This window comes from Microbacterium sp. W4I4 (assembly GCF_030816235.1).
In the GTDB taxonomy this organism is placed as follows: domain Bacteria; phylum Actinomycetota; class Actinomycetes; order Actinomycetales; family Microbacteriaceae; genus Microbacterium.
Window position 1 is genome coordinate 1,628,761 of the sequence record NZ_JAUSXT010000001.1, and the last position, 13,481, is coordinate 1,642,241.

At 69.3% G+C, this 13,481-nt stretch carries 15 protein-coding genes; 8 read left to right on the forward strand and 7 right to left on the reverse strand.

The window, feature by feature from the left end; all coding sequences use genetic code 11:
* Positions 1–126: 126 nt before the first annotated feature.
* Positions 127–939 carry an ammonia-dependent NAD(+) synthetase gene (gene nadE, locus QF046_RS07810; protein ID WP_307372780.1) on the reverse strand — a complete coding sequence of 271 codons (813 nt, stop codon included), beginning with the start codon at positions 937–939 and terminating at the stop codon, positions 127–129.
* Positions 940–1,007: 68 nt separating this feature from the next.
* Here nadE and QF046_RS07815 point away from each other — a divergent pair, with 68 nt between their 5' ends.
* Complete coding sequence (locus QF046_RS07815; RefSeq protein WP_307368038.1) at positions 1,008–1,580, forward strand: nucleoside phosphorylase; 573 nt, start codon at positions 1,008–1,010, stop codon at positions 1,578–1,580.
* Between the two features lie 41 nt (positions 1,581–1,621).
* Here the strand turns inward: QF046_RS07815 and QF046_RS07820 are convergent, their stop codons facing one another.
* The 4 genes from QF046_RS07820 to QF046_RS07835 all read right to left on the reverse strand — a co-directional run bounded on the left by QF046_RS07820 (position 1,622) and on the right by QF046_RS07835 (position 6,863).
* Positions 1,622–4,621, reverse strand: coding sequence for an SMC family ATPase (locus QF046_RS07820; protein ID WP_307368041.1), 3,000 nt, complete (start codon positions 4,619–4,621; stop codon positions 1,622–1,624).
* On the reverse strand, positions 4,621–5,796 hold the full coding sequence (locus QF046_RS07825) for an exonuclease SbcCD subunit D (protein WP_307368044.1): 1,176 nt from the start codon (positions 5,794–5,796) through the stop codon (positions 4,621–4,623). The genes QF046_RS07820 and QF046_RS07825 overlap by 1 nt, the downstream gene beginning before the upstream one ends.
* A 265-nt stretch (positions 5,797–6,061) precedes the next feature.
* A complete protein-coding gene (locus tag QF046_RS07830; protein ID WP_307368048.1) occupies positions 6,062–6,523 on the reverse strand; it encodes a DIP1984 family protein in 462 nt (153 codons plus the stop codon).
* 31 nt (positions 6,524–6,554) lie between these two features.
* On the reverse strand, positions 6,555–6,863 hold the full coding sequence (locus QF046_RS07835; RefSeq protein WP_307368050.1) for a GNAT family N-acetyltransferase: 309 nt from the start codon (positions 6,861–6,863) through the stop codon (positions 6,555–6,557).
* Between the two features lie 336 nt (positions 6,864–7,199).
* Here QF046_RS07835 and QF046_RS07840 point away from each other — a divergent pair, with 336 nt between their 5' ends.
* The 4 genes from QF046_RS07840 to QF046_RS07855 all read left to right on the forward strand — a co-directional run bounded on the left by QF046_RS07840 (position 7,200) and on the right by QF046_RS07855 (position 9,844).
* A complete protein-coding gene (locus QF046_RS07840) occupies positions 7,200–7,889 on the forward strand; it encodes a winged helix-turn-helix domain-containing protein (protein WP_307368053.1) in 690 nt (229 codons plus the stop codon).
* A gap of 49 nt (positions 7,890–7,938) precedes the next feature.
* A complete protein-coding gene (locus tag QF046_RS07845; RefSeq protein WP_307368058.1) occupies positions 7,939–8,877 on the forward strand; it encodes a DNA-3-methyladenine glycosylase in 939 nt (312 codons plus the stop codon).
* Between the two features lie 55 nt (positions 8,878–8,932).
* Positions 8,933–9,343, forward strand: coding sequence for a VOC family protein (locus QF046_RS07850; RefSeq protein WP_307368060.1), 411 nt, complete (start codon positions 8,933–8,935; stop codon positions 9,341–9,343).
* 87 nt (positions 9,344–9,430) lie between these two features.
* Positions 9,431–9,844, forward strand: a complete 414-nt coding sequence (locus QF046_RS07855) for a VOC family protein (RefSeq protein WP_307368062.1) — start codon at positions 9,431–9,433, stop codon at positions 9,842–9,844.
* A 25-nt stretch (positions 9,845–9,869) separates the two neighbouring features.
* Here QF046_RS07855 and QF046_RS07860 read toward each other — a convergent pair whose 3' ends face one another.
* Complete coding sequence (locus QF046_RS07860) at positions 9,870–10,769, reverse strand: oxidoreductase (RefSeq protein ID WP_307368065.1); 900 nt, start codon at positions 10,767–10,769, stop codon at positions 9,870–9,872.
* A 62-nt stretch (positions 10,770–10,831) separates the two neighbouring features.
* On the opposite strand from QF046_RS07860, the gene QF046_RS07865 reads away from it, so the two are divergent.
* Positions 10,832–11,395, forward strand: a complete 564-nt coding sequence (locus QF046_RS07865; RefSeq protein ID WP_307368068.1) for a TetR/AcrR family transcriptional regulator — start codon at positions 10,832–10,834, stop codon at positions 11,393–11,395.
* A 54-nt stretch (positions 11,396–11,449) separates the two neighbouring features.
* A complete protein-coding gene (locus QF046_RS07870; RefSeq protein ID WP_307368070.1) occupies positions 11,450–11,854 on the forward strand; it encodes a VOC family protein in 405 nt (134 codons plus the stop codon).
* Between the two features lie 7 nt (positions 11,855–11,861).
* Here the strand turns inward: QF046_RS07870 and QF046_RS07875 are convergent, their stop codons facing one another.
* The gene (locus tag QF046_RS07875; RefSeq protein ID WP_307368073.1) at positions 11,862–12,293 is read right to left on the reverse strand and encodes an NUDIX domain-containing protein; all 432 of its coding nucleotides are present in this window, start codon (positions 12,291–12,293) and stop codon (positions 11,862–11,864) included.
* Positions 12,294–12,512: 219 nt separating this feature from the next.
* Here QF046_RS07875 and QF046_RS07880 point away from each other — a divergent pair, with 219 nt between their 5' ends.
* Positions 12,513–13,361: a CPBP family intramembrane glutamic endopeptidase gene (locus QF046_RS07880; RefSeq protein WP_307368076.1), complete on the forward strand. Its 849-nt coding sequence runs from the start codon at positions 12,513–12,515 to the stop codon at positions 13,359–13,361.
* Positions 13,362–13,481: the final 120 nt, after the last annotated feature.

Sequence of the window (13,481 nt, forward strand, 5' to 3'; positions counted from 1 at the left end):
CTATCCGCAGGCACCGACACCGCCTCCGGGCCCGACGCCGTGCACATGCTTCGCAGGTCGCCGCATCCGCGCTCACGAAGCGTCCATTCGCGCCCCGCGAACGCGCCAGTCAGAGCGGCGGAGCGCTCAGCGCCACCAGGTGTCGCCGGGAACCACGGGAAGGTGGCGCTTGTGGCGCGTGGCCAGATACTTCTTCTCGATGCGCTCGGCGACGTCGGCCGGAACCTCGCGCCCCTCCAGGAAGTCGTCGATCTGCTCGTAGGTGAGTCCCAGCTCGTCCTCGTCGGTGCGCCCTGGCTGCCCGTCGAGCAGGTCGGCGGTGGGAACCTTGTGCGAAAGGTGCTGCGGAGCGCCGAGCTGCTGCAGCAGCATCCGTCCCTGCCGCTTGTTCAGACCCGACAGCGGCAGGAGGTCGGCGGCACCGTCGCCGAACTTCGTGTAGAAGCCCGTGACCGCCTCGGCGGCGTGGTCGGTGCCGATCACCAGCAGGCCGTCGTGCCCGCCCAGCGCGTACTGGGTCACCATGCGCAGGCGCGCTTTGATGTTGCCGCGGTTGAAGTCGGTGATCTGCTCGCCGAGGCCATCTTCGAGATCCTGCTCGACCCCTTCGACGCCGTGCTGGATGTTGATGGTGACGGAACGGTCGGCGGCGATGAACGCGATCGCATCCTTCGCGTCCGCCTCGTCGTGCTGCACGCGGTACGGCAGCCGCACCGCGACGAAGGTGGCCTCTCCCCCGTCGGCGCGAACCCTCTCCACCGCGAGCTGGGCGAGCCGCCCGGCGAGGGTGGAGTCCTGTCCGCCGGAGATGCCGAGAACGAATCCCTTTGCTCCGGTGGCGCGCAGGTAGTCGACGAGGAAGCCGATCCTGGTCTCGATCTCGCGGGCGGGGTCGATCTCGGGCTGGACGCCCAGGTCGTCGGCGATCTGCTGCTGCATGGTCACGGCGGTCTCCTCTTGTGCGGACGTCGGCGGGGTTCCAGTTTTCCACCTGCGAGGATGGATGGGTGAAACTTCTCGTCGCGGCGCTGAGCTCCGAGCTTCAGGCCTTCCCCGCAGATCTGTCCGGATTCGACCGTCTGGTCACCGGTCCGGGCAAGCTGATGGCCGCCTTCGGCCTGACCCGGGCTCTGGATGCGCAGCTGTCGGCAGGTGCGCAGTACGACGAGATCGTCGTGGTCGGCACCGCCGGCGCCGTGGACGACGAGGTCGAGTCCGGCATCTACGACGTCGCCGCTGCGATCCAGCACGACGTGCAGGATCTCGACGGCATCCTCGGCCGACACGTCTCGCTGCCGCACCGCGTGGAGACCGGCCGGGAAGGCGTCACGATCGCGACCGGCGACATCTTCGTCGACGACGTGGATGCCGTGGCGCGGATCCGCTCGCTCGGCGGAGTGCTCGTCGACATGGAGACGTTCGCGTTCGTGTGGGTGGCGCAGCAGTTCGGCGTGCCGATCCGCGTGCTGCGGGTCGTCTCGGATCGCGCGCAGGACGGTGCGACGCAGATCTGGGATGACGTGGTCGCCGCGTGCAGCGCCCAGCTGTGGAACCACGTGCGGCGCGAGTACGAGGTGTAGCGCCGCTACAGCCGCGGTGCTGTTCGGCTGCGCGGGGCTGCTCAGCCGCGCGGCGCGTCGATCACGCTCGGCCCGTCGGGCAGCGCCCGCACGGTGAGCTGAGCGGGGATCTGCTCCTGCATGGCCTCGACGTGACTGATCACGCCGACCGTGCGGCCACCCTGACGCAGCTCGTCGAGAGTGCGCATGGCGGTCTCGAGGGTGTCGGCGTCAAGCGATCCGAAGCCCTCGTCGATGAACAGCGTGTCCAGGCGGATGCCGCCGGCTCGCGCAGTGACGACCTCGGCGAGACCGAGTGCGAGCGCCAGCGAGGACAGGAAGGTCTCTCCTCCGGAGAGCGACCTCGCCGGCCGGGTCTGCCCGGTGAACGCATCGAACACGACGATCCCGAGACCGGATGCCGCACCGCGGGCGGCCAGAGCATCGGAATGCTGCAGCTCATAGCGCCCGGAGGACATGTCGCGCAGGCGCAGGTTCGCCGCGGCGACGATCTCCTCCAGTTCGGCAGCCAGCACGAAGGTCTCGAGGTTCATCTTGCGGGTGTTGCCGGAGCGTCCCGCGAGGGCATCGGCGAGGCCGCGCAGCACCTCGAACTCGGCCGCGTCGTCCGCCGACGCCTTGTGCTCCGATGCCGCGGAATCCACCGTCGCAGCGAGACTCCGCTGCACGCCACGGGCGCGACTGTCGGCGTCGACGGTGCGCTGCCAGTTCGTGCGTGCCGTCGCCGCCTCCTCCTCGGCCGGGATCAGATCGATCAGCTCCTCGGGCAGGACGCGCATCTCGAGGTCGAGCAGCAGCGCGCGCTCCTTGTCGCGGGCGACGCGGTGCGCGGTGACTCGGTCGTCGAGGCAGGTGATCTCGGCGGGGTCGAGCAGCGCCTGCTCCGCTTCGGTGATGTCGTCGAAGATCGACTCCGCGATCGCCCCGTCGAGGTCGTCGCGCGCGATGCGTGCACGGTCGGCGAACTCCCTGTGCTCCTCAATGGCGCCGGCGGCGGTCTGCGCCGCAGAGATCCGATCCCGCGTCACGGCCAGCCGCTCGGCCACGGTGTCGTGCTCGCCGCGTGCGGCGGCGATGGCGCGGTCGGCGTCGGTGATGCGCTGCTCGATGAGGGAGAGCGCGGTGCGTGCAGAGCTGAGGGATTCGGATGCCGAGGCTCGGCGCTCCTGCAGCCCGGCAGCCGCGCTCTGCAGCTCGGCCAGCTGTGCCGAGAACTGCTCGGCTCGCTCCGCCGCGGCCACGGCAGATGCGTGGCCGGTGCGTGCGGCGGTCAGCGCGTCGGCCGCGTGCTCGGCACTCGAACCGGCGGATCGCTCGACTGCTGCGGCGTGCGTTGCCGTGAGCGTCGCGAGGACCCTGGACGCGGTCCGCTCGGCTTCGGCGGCGGCGTCGCGCTGTGCCTCCGCCTCGGTGATGTCGTCGGCCGAGACGGGGTCGGCGTGCTCCGCCGGGGCGGGGTGCTCGATGGATCCGCAGACCGCACAGGGCTCGCCAGACGTCAGCGCTGATGCGAGTTCTCCGGCGTACCCGTCGAGACGGCGCCTGCGCAGCCGGGCGAGGTCGGTCTGCGCTCGGTTGTGCGTCTCGGTGGCGTCCGACTCGGCGCGGGCGGCGGCGTGGATCTCGGCGGTGAGCCGTTCTGCCTCCACCGCTCCGGCATGCCGCTGCTCGGCGAGGTCGACGGCTTGGGTGAGCGCCTCGACGCGGTTGCCCTGCCGCGCGGCCTCGTCACGGCCGGCGGCGAGTTCCGCGGTGCGCGCCGGGAGGGTCTTCTGCTCGTCGTCGATGGCGGTGAGTTCGGAGGTCGCGGCGTCCACCGCGGTCTGAGCGACTGCGCGCTCGGCATCCCGCTGCGGAGCGGCCTCTTCGAGTTCTGCGGCGCCCTGCCACGCACCGCTCTCGCGGGTGCGATCGGATGCCCAGCCTCGGAAGTGATCGGCGGCGGCGTCCACCTGCTCCAGGTCGACGGGAGGTACTCCGGCCGCGAATGCTGCGGCGGTGGCGGCCGTCGCCGCGTTCGCGGCATCGATCACCACCGCGGCGGATCTGGTCGCCGCGACGATCCCGCTGCGCAGATTCTCGGCTGCTCGCCCACGGTCCCGGCGTCGTGCCGCCTGCTCGATCTCCTCGGTCTCCGCGTCGAGTGCGGCGAGTGCCGTCCGGGCCCGATCCCGATCGGCCTGGGCCTGGCGCTGCTCCTTGAGCCCGGCGAGACCGGCATCCGCGACCTCGAGGGCCTTCTCGGCCGCGGTGCGCTCGGTGCTCACCCGTTCCACCTGGTAGTCGGCGCGAGTGATCGCCCTGCGCAGGCGTTCGATCCTGGCATCCGTCGTGTCGGGCGACGCGTCGGCATCGTCTCCCCATAGCCCCGCCTCGGCGACGACGCGCTCAGATTCGTCCAGCCGCGCGTCGACGGTGGCTCGGCGGCCGCTCAGCGCCTGCTCGGCGACCCGGCGGCGCTCGTCGAATCGCACCTGGTAGTCGGAGAACCGGCCGCTGTCGAACAGGCGTCGCAGCAGAGCCTGGCGCTCCTTGCTGTCGGCGAGCAGGAAGTCGGCGAACCTGTTCTGGGCGAGCAGGATCACCTGCAGGAACTGCTCCTGACTGAGCTGCAGGATCTCGTCCAGCGCGTGGGCGACGTCGACGACGCGCGCCGCGCGGCCGATCCACTCCCCGTCGACCTGTTCTTCGAGCAGGGCGGACGGGGCCTGCGTGGTCAGTCCGCCGCCGCGCTTGGCCGGTCGCTCGTACGCCGGCGAGCGGGTCACGCGGAAGTGCCCGGCGACCGTGCTGAACTCCACTACGACCTCGGTGGGGTCGTCGGGGTCGCAGTGGTCGCTGCGCAGGCGCTTCTCGCCGCCGTCGTAGCGGGGCACACCGCCGTACAGGCCGAAGCAGACGGCATCCAGGATGCTGGATTTGCCCGCACCCGTGCGCCCGGCGATCAGGAAGATGCCGTCGTCGGCGAAGACGTCGAACTCGACGATCTGGCGCGCAAGGAACGGCCCGAACCCCTCGACCTCGAGACGATGCAGCTGCATCAGACGAGCGCCTCGGCGCGCACCCGATCATCGAGCACCTCGCGGATCAGCTCCGCCTCGTGCTCACTCGCCCCCTGGCCTGCGCGCACATGCTCGAGGAAGGCCTCGATCCGATCGGCATCCGTGACCGCCGCCCTCAGACGCTGCGTATAGGAGGTCTCGTCGGCGGCATCCGCACTCTCCGGCTGGTGCTGCACGAGCGCGCAGAACTCGAATCGCTCGCGCAGTCGGCGCATCGGCTCATGCTGCGGGAGCGAGTCGGTGTAGATCGCGCACACCCAGTCGTCGGCGTGCTCCGCCGCGTTCTCGTCGGAGAGGATCTCGTCGAGCGTGCCGGTGAGCGTCACCAGCCGCCGCGGCACCGGCAGCGCCAGCCACCGCGTGCCTGCGAGTCCGTCGGCGTCGAGGTCGACGAGCCAGGAGCCGCGTTCCTTGTGCTGCTCTCCGAAGCTGTAGTGCAGCGGAGCGCCGGAGTAGCGCACCCGCTCGCCGAGCTGCTGGCGGCCGTGGATGTGACCGAGGGCAACGTAATCGGGCCCGTCGAAGGAGGCCAGCGGCACCATGTCGAGACCGCCCTGGCGCACCTCGCGCTCCAGGCCGACCGTGGCGTCGACGCCTGCGGCGAAGCAGTGTGCGACGGCGATGGATCGGCCTTCGTGCACGGTCATGCCCTCACGGACGAGGGCCATGGCGTGGTTCATGACCTGCGCCTGCGTGCGCAGCGCGGGGGCGACGCCCTCGGCATCCGCTGCGTTCCAGTGCTGCCGGACGATCGCCGGCTCCAGGTAAGGGATGCCATAGAAGTGCACAGGGCCGTGCTCGTCGCTCACAGTGACCGGCGTCGCGATCGCGAGCGGGTCGGTCAGCACATGGATGCCGTCGCGCAGCAGTCGCGAGTGGAAGCCGAGGCGCGCGGCGGAGTCGTGATTGCCGCTGGTCATGATCACGGTGACGCCGGTCTCGTGCAGCGCCAGCAGGGTCTCATCCAGCAGCGTGTAGGCGGATGCGGCGGGCGTGGCCGAGTCGAACACATCGCCCGCGACGATCACCACGTCGACGTCGTTCTCGCGGACCTGCGCGACCAGCGCGCCCAGCACCTCGGCCAGCGCCACGAGCGTGGAGTGCCCGTGGAACGTGCGACCGATGTGCCAGTCGGAGGTGTGCAGGATTCGCATGTCTCCAACGTAGGGACGGCCTCCGACATCGCGTCCGAGGCGTGCCGCGAGCACGCGATCATGAGGAGCGGAAGGTCCCCTGACCCACCCTCGTCGAGTCGACCGGCACGTGGTGATGCAGACTGCGCGTTGCGCTGTCACCGGTGCGGAATGCGGGGCTGCGTCATGCAGGTGATGGGCTGCCCTCCGCCCTGGCTGGTCGACTTGCCCCGCCGACCAAGGGGGTGTGCCCGCTTCGTCTCGACTACCGACTTCCGCTCCGCGTCTACTCGCCCAGGTCGTTCCCCCAGTTCGCCTGCTGGATCCGACTGTCCAGTTCGCGCAGCTCGCGCGCGACATCATCGGCCTGCGAGCGCAGCTCGGCGACGGGAAGGGCCGCGAACTGACGCAGCTCCGAGCGCATCTGCCGCATGAAGCCCTGACCGGATGCGGCGGTGGCGGCATCCGTCAGCAGCGAATGCCGCATGCGAAGAACGTCGCGTGCGGCGAGCGCGTCGGTCATGGTTCCGTCGGCACCGAGGTCGACCCGACTGTTGGTCGCATTGATGCGACGGATCAGGTCGCGCAGCTCGTCGAGCGCGGCATCCGCCTCTGCCAGGAGACCCGCGGCATCCTCTGCCGGCTCCTCGCCCTCCTGGTAGCGGGCGTTTCCCGTGATGCGGGAGCGGAGCTGTTCGATGCGACGCTGCAGATCTGCGCGCGCGGCAAGCGCTTCGGCGAGTCTCATGTCTTCATCCTGTCAGCCGGAACCCGCCGTGTCAGCGGGCGCGCAGGAGGGCCGCGTGCTCCGGATGCGCGTCGAACCAGTCGGCGACGTACCAGCAGACGGGGTCCACCTTCCGGTCACCGCGGGCCTCGATGTCGGCGACTGCACCGGCCACGACCTGGGCCGCATACCCGTGACCACGGAAGGTCGGGATCGTGAACGCCCGGGTCAGCGCGACGGTGCGTCCGTCGTCGCGGTAGTCGAGCACACTGACCAGATCGTCGTGGTCGGTGAGGGTGTACCGGGATGCGTCCTTCTCGTCGGTGAGGACGAATCGGGAGGCGCGGGCGGGAAGACTCATGCGTCCGACGTTACGCCGTGTGACGACCCCGGGATCGACACGTTTTGACACAACGGGTCATCGTAGGAAATAATCAGCCCCATGACCACCAACGCAAGCCCTTTGTCCGCCCAGGAGGCGAACAGGACTGCCGGGATGATGATGCCCGGTCGCGTTGGCATGTGTTGCCGAATGTGTTGCTAAGGCGCAACCACACAGATTGACCTGTGTTCCCTTCATCTCGAGGGACGGGTCTCTGAGCGCCCACCCTTCGCGCTCATCCCCCACCGGCTCATCCCGGTCATTCGTGCAACGCACTCCGAGCCCGCCGGCTCGCGTCCCTCAAGGATCATCATCATGTCGAACGTCGCAACCCTCGATCGCCCCGTCACCGCTCCCGTCCGCGTCGTCTCCCCCGCGGATGCCGCAGCAGATCTGCCTTCGATCCGCTCACCCCGTGGCTTCGCCCTCTACGTCGGAATCGACGAGATCAAGGCCGCCGGAGCCGGCGTGAGCCTTCCCGTCCTCGTGGACGCACTGCGCCGCACCATCGCCGAGCTCGCCCCGGCCGCAGAGACCCACGCCACCGTCGCCCTCGCCCCGCAGTCCGCCGGTGGCCGCGACCTGGATGTCGTGCGCCTCGCGCTGCACGAGCCCGGCGCGATCGCCCGTGCGCAGGCCGCCGTCGAGGAGGAGAAGGACGAGGACGCCGGTGTCGTCGTCGACATCTCCCGCAAGCGCGTTCTGCTGGACGGCGAGTCCGCCGCCTTCACCTACAAGGAGTTCGAGCTGCTGCAGTACCTGGTGCTGCGCGAGGGACGCACGATCGAGCGCTCCGAGCTCGTCTCGGCCCTGTGGCAGGCGTCGTCCGATGAGGACGCTCCCGGTGAGCGCACCATCGATGTGCACGTGCGCCGCCTGCGCGCCAAGCTCGGCCGCCACGAGGACATCGTGCGCACCGTACGCGGTGTCGGCTACCGCTTCGACCGTCACGCCGACGTCACCATCCGCTTCGGCCACGGCACCCCCTCGCCCGACCGCTTCTGAGTCTCGCCGCGCGGCTCGCGCTGTCAGCCGCCGCGCGTAGGGTTCTTGCATGACCTCGGTGACGGATGCCGCGCTGCGCGCACGCGAATCCGTCTACCGTCCGCAGCATCCGCTCGATCTGATGGCGACGGTCGGGATGCTGCGCCGCGGCGGCACCGATCCGACGATGCTCATCGATGGCGGTCGGATCTGGATGGCGTTCCGCACGGATGCCGGCGTCGCAACGCTCTGCCTGCGCGCGACGGGCGACGATGTGCGCGCGGCAGCGTGGGGGCCCGGCGCTGACGACGCACTCGATTCGGTGCCGAGATTGTGCGGTGCGGAAGACGATCCGACCGGGTTCGACGTGACCTCGCATCCGAAGCTCTCCGAGCTCGCGCGGCGCAATCCGGGCATCCGGATGGCACGCACGCTGCGCGTCTTCGATGCCCTGGCGTGCGCGATCCTCGAGCAGAAAGTCACCGGCATGCAGGCGTTCGGAGCCTGGCGGCATCTGGTGAGCCGGCACGGCGAGCGCGCTCCCGGTCCCACGCCGCGGCCGATGTTCGCCGCACCGTCAGCGGACGTGTGGCGGGCTATCCCGTCCTGGACGTTCCACCGCGCCGGGGTGGAGCCGTCGCAGGCGCGCACCATCGCCCGGTCGGCGATCCGCGGCGCGGCGATCGAGCGCGCCGTGCTCGCGGCATCCGACGGCGACGCCCGCGATCGAGTCCTCACCAGTCTGCCCGGCATCGGCCTGTGGACCTCTGCCGAGACCCGCATCCGGGCTCTCGGGGATCCGGATGCCGTCAGCGTCGCGGATTTCCATCTGGCACACGAGGTCGGCTACGCGCTGACCGGAAGCCGGACCGACGATGCGGGGATGCTGGAACTGCTCGCCCCCTGGGCGGGGCACCGCCAGCGTGTCATCCGACTGCTGTTCTCGAACGGCATCCCCGAGCCGCGTCGCGGTGCCCGCCTGGCGCCGGAGGATCACCGGAGCCGGTGACGCCGCCCGAAGTCGGAGGCTGCCGCCGCGAGCGGGCCTGGGACAGACTGGACGCATGGCCCTTCTGGATCACCTCGGCATCTCCGTCCTCGACATCGAGCACGCGAGGCGCCAGTTCCATCCCGTGCTGACAGCTCTCGGGTACTCGCTCGGCGTCGAGGCGCCGAACGGGATCTCGTGGGACAACGGGTCCGAGACCGAGATCATCATCTTCGGGATCCGCGACGACGCAGAAGCGGCTCCGCACCGGCACGGCGAGGTCGGATGGCAGCACCTCGCGTTCGCCGTGGGCTCCCGCGAGGAGGTCGACCGCGTGCACGGGATCGCCGTGGAAGCCGGATGGACGATCGTGCGCGAACCCAAGATCTACACGCGCTTCAACGACCGCTACTACGCCTCGTTCGTCGAGGACGAGAGCGGCATCCGGATCGAGTTCATGCACAACCCGCCCCGAGACGCTACGTGAGCATGAAGCCCCTTGCCGATGTCGGCGACCAGTCGCAGACTGTGACGTGCCGGCGATGACGTCGGCATCCGATCGGAAGGCGAACCGATGGCAATTCTGACCCCGTACCTCTCGTTCCGCGACAACGCCCGAGAGGCGATGACCTTCTACCAGTCGGTACTCGGCGGCAAACTCGACCTGGTCGAGTTCTCGTCGTTCCCCGGCATGCCGCACGATCCCGCCGACGCCACGAAGATCATGCACTCGTGGCTCGCCACTGACGACGGCATGGTGCTCGCGGGCTCCGACACACCCACCGGCATGGACTTCCAGCCGCCGCAGAACATCTCGATCTCGGTCAGCGGCGAGGACGAGGCGCGGATGCAGGCGATCTGGGACGGCCTCAGCGACCGCGGCACCGTGACCATTCCGTTCGAGGCTGCGCCGTGGGGCGGCCTCTTCGGCATGCTGGTGGACCGCTACGGGATGTCCTGGATGGTGACGGTCGACGTCGCGACGTAGGCCCGCCCTCGCCGAAGCCTCCGCCTCAGGCCTCGGCGCTGGCCACCAGCGGGAAGCGGGTGCCGGTGAGACGTTCGGACACGTCCCAGAGGCGTCTGGCGACGTCGGGATCCTTCGCCTGCGCAGCGGGCTCGACGACCGCCGCCGGGCCGCGCACACCACCCATGCGGCTCGGCCCGGCGAAGCCACCGGCCGGGACCTCTCCCGCTGCGGCCAGCAGCGTGGGGAGAGCTCCGCCGTCCGGGCCGTGGGCGAGAAGCGGCGTACTGAGAGCCATGAGCGCGTCGAGGACACGATTGCCGCTGGAGATCCGGAACCCGGTCGACGCCCACCCCGGGTGCGCGGCGGTGGCGATCACGGACGAGCCGATGCCTGTCAGTCGACGCTGCAGCTCGGCGGTGAAGAGCAGATTGGCGAGCTTGGACTGGCCGTACGCGCCGAACGGACGATACGCACGCCGCTCCCACTGCAGGTCATCGAAGTCGATCCGGGCCGAACTGTGCGCGCTGGAGGTGACCGTCACCACACGGCTGCCGATGCGATCCAGCAGCAGGTTCGTCAGCGCGAAGTGTCCGAGGTGGTTGACACCGAACTGGCTCTCGAATCCGTCGCGCGTCTGTGTGCGGGAGCCGGTCATGGCGCCCGCGTTGTTCACGAGGATGTCGACGGGTTCCTGCACACCGTCGACGAAGGCATGAACGGAGGCGAGTGACGCCAGGTCGAGCGATCGCGCTTCGACGGAGCCGTCCATCGCATCGGCGGCGTCACGCCCCTTGTCGAGGTCGCGGACGGCGAGGATCACACGGGCGCCGCGGGCTGCGAAGGCGTTGGCAGCTGCTCGGCCGATGCCGCTGCCGGCACCGGTGATCACGACGGTCCGGCCGGTCTGGTCGGAGAGCTGAGAAGGAGAAGAGATTGTGCTCATCGCTTTAATGTAGCCAGTGGCAACAATGTTGTCAACGGAAACTCGATTGATAGACTGATGGCATGACCTCTCCTCGCCCGTACCATCACGGCAATCTGCGTCGAGCCGTCCTTGATGTCGCAATGGAGAGGCTGCACGAGGTCGCGGCGTCGGAACTCTCACTCCGCGAACTCACCGGCGAAATCGGGGTGAGCCACGCCGCTCCGCGCAGGTATTTTCCGGACCGCCAGGCGCTCCTCGACGCGTTGGCGACCGAAGGTTTCGCACGCATCGGTGCGCGGCTGCGTGAGGCGACCGCCGAGGGCAACCAGCAGGAGCGAATCCGTGCGATCGCCCGCGCCTATCTCGACTTCACGGCCGCAGAGCCGAACCTGGTCGAGCTGATGTTCGCCCACAAGCGCGACGCCGACCGGGACTCCATCGCGCACAGCGCGGTCGAGGCGTTCTCCCCTCTCCTCGAGGTGTTCCCGTCCGCGGATCCGGCCGGAGCACAGCAGACGGGCACGACGTTCCTCGCCACACTCCAGGGCCTCGCCTCCCTGATCGCCTGCGGCGTCGTTCAGCCGGAGCAGATCGAGGCTCTCGTCGAAGACATCGTCGGCAGGTACGGCACCGACCTCGCCTGACGACATCCGACGTCCGCCCTGCCGGACGTCGGTGGCTTCCGGCACACTGTGGTGATGGCGACATTCGATCACCTCGGCATCACCGTCGATGACGTGCCTCGCGCGTCCGAGCAGTTCAACCCCGTCTTCGAAGCGCTCGGATACATCCGCGCGCACAACGCCGAAGACCTCGCGTACTGGCGGCGCGACGACGAACCGGAGATCCTGCTGTACCCGGCCCGGGAGCACGGCGTGCACGTGCACGGTCGGGTCGGCTGGCAGCACCTCGCCTTCGCCGTCGAATCGCGCGACGAGGTCGACCGGCTGCATGCGATCGCGCTGGATGCCGGCTGGGTCGACGTGCGGGCTCCGAAGGAGTACCCCCGGTTCAGCGAGCGCTACTACGCCTGCTTCGTCGAGGATGAGAACGGCATCCGTCTCGAGATCATGCACAATCCCCCGCGGGAGACGTCCGACTGACGCCGGATCAGGCGAGCCCGCGCGCGATCTCGAGGATCCCGTTCGGATAGAACGGCAGCGCGTCCTCACCGAGGTCGTCCAAGCGGAACCAGCCGACGATCGAGCGGCTGTCACCGTTCGCCCGTCGCTCGTCGAGCGGCATCCCCTCCAGCGCTGCGCAGTGGATCCCGAAGACGTGCACGATCTCGTGCCCGCGGCGTCCGGCGAGGGTGAAGTGATTCTCGGTGACGGCGAGCTGGGCGACCTCGCCGAGCTCGACGTCGAGCTCCTCCTGGAACTCGCGCCGCAGGGCCTCCTCGGCGGTCTCACCGAAGTCGATCCCACCACCGATCGCGCGCAGGAACCGCGGGTGACGATCGGATGCCGGGTACTCCTCAGCCAGCACGTGTTCGCCTCGGACGATCAGGCCGACGGCGATATTGCGGATGCGTTCAGTCACCGGCTCAGCGTAACGGGCACGCACCCGGTGGGGCAGCGTCGGCGGCCCGCAGCACGATCATGCGCACTGGGATTCGTGCGGCGATGACCGGCAGCAAGGACCGCTGACACCGGTGGAGACGCCGTCAGCGTAACTGTCCGCCTTGGGGGAAGCGTCCGCCGGCCTGTGTCGTTGTGGTCGGAACGCGGCCGATCCACGGCCAGATACGGAGCAGAGAAAATGACCTCGTCCACCTCCCCCGACACGAAGAACCTCGGCATCATCCGACGCTTTCTCGCCTTTCCACTCGTCTGGTTCGTGCTGGGTGCGGTCGTGATCATCGCCGTCGACCAGGTGATCAGAGTCGCTGCCTCCGGGTTCGGCGCTCCGATCCGCATCGTCGCCTCGCTCGTCAGCGCGGCCCTCGCGATCGGCATCTACGTGCTGACCATGCGGCTGCTCGCGCGACGGCGCACGCCCGAGCTGCGCGGATCCGTCTTTCGAGAGATTCTCCTGGGCGCTGCGATCGGGGCGTTCTTCGTGATCTCCTCGGTACTCGTCATCGCCGCGCTCGGCGGCTACAGCGTGCAATGGCATCCGATCGACGCGCTGAACACGGTGTCGCTGGCGATCGTGTTCAACTTCGGCGTAGCGATCGTCGAGGAGCTCGCATTCCGCGGACTGGCGCTTCAGGCGATCGAGAAGCTCGGCGGCCCGTGGATCGCGATCGCGGTCACCGCACTGCTGTTCGGTGGGGCGCACCTTCTGAACGCGAATGCAACGCCGTGGAGTGCCCTGGCGATCGCTTTGGAGGCCGGCGTTCTCATCGGCGCAGCCTTCGTCTGGCGGCGCAGCCTGTGGTTCGTCATCGGACTGCACTTCGCGTGGAACACGTTGGTGAGCCTGCTCGGCATCCCCGTCTCGGGCAGCCGCAAGCCCGGACTCTTCGCGACCACCACTCACGGTCCGGACTGGCTGACCGGCGGAGCGTTCGGAATCGAGGCATCGGTCATCACGGTCGCCGTAGGCGTCGTGGTCTCGACGGTGATGATCATCGCCGCGGTGCGCACGCGTCGCGTCACGGCATGATCGCGCGCCCGGTGCACCCGCATAGGGCCGAGACTGTGACTCACGGATGCACGACCAGGGCACACCTGCACGACCGGTTCCGCGAATCCGGCGTGCGGCCGTTCCCGGGTCGTGCAGGTG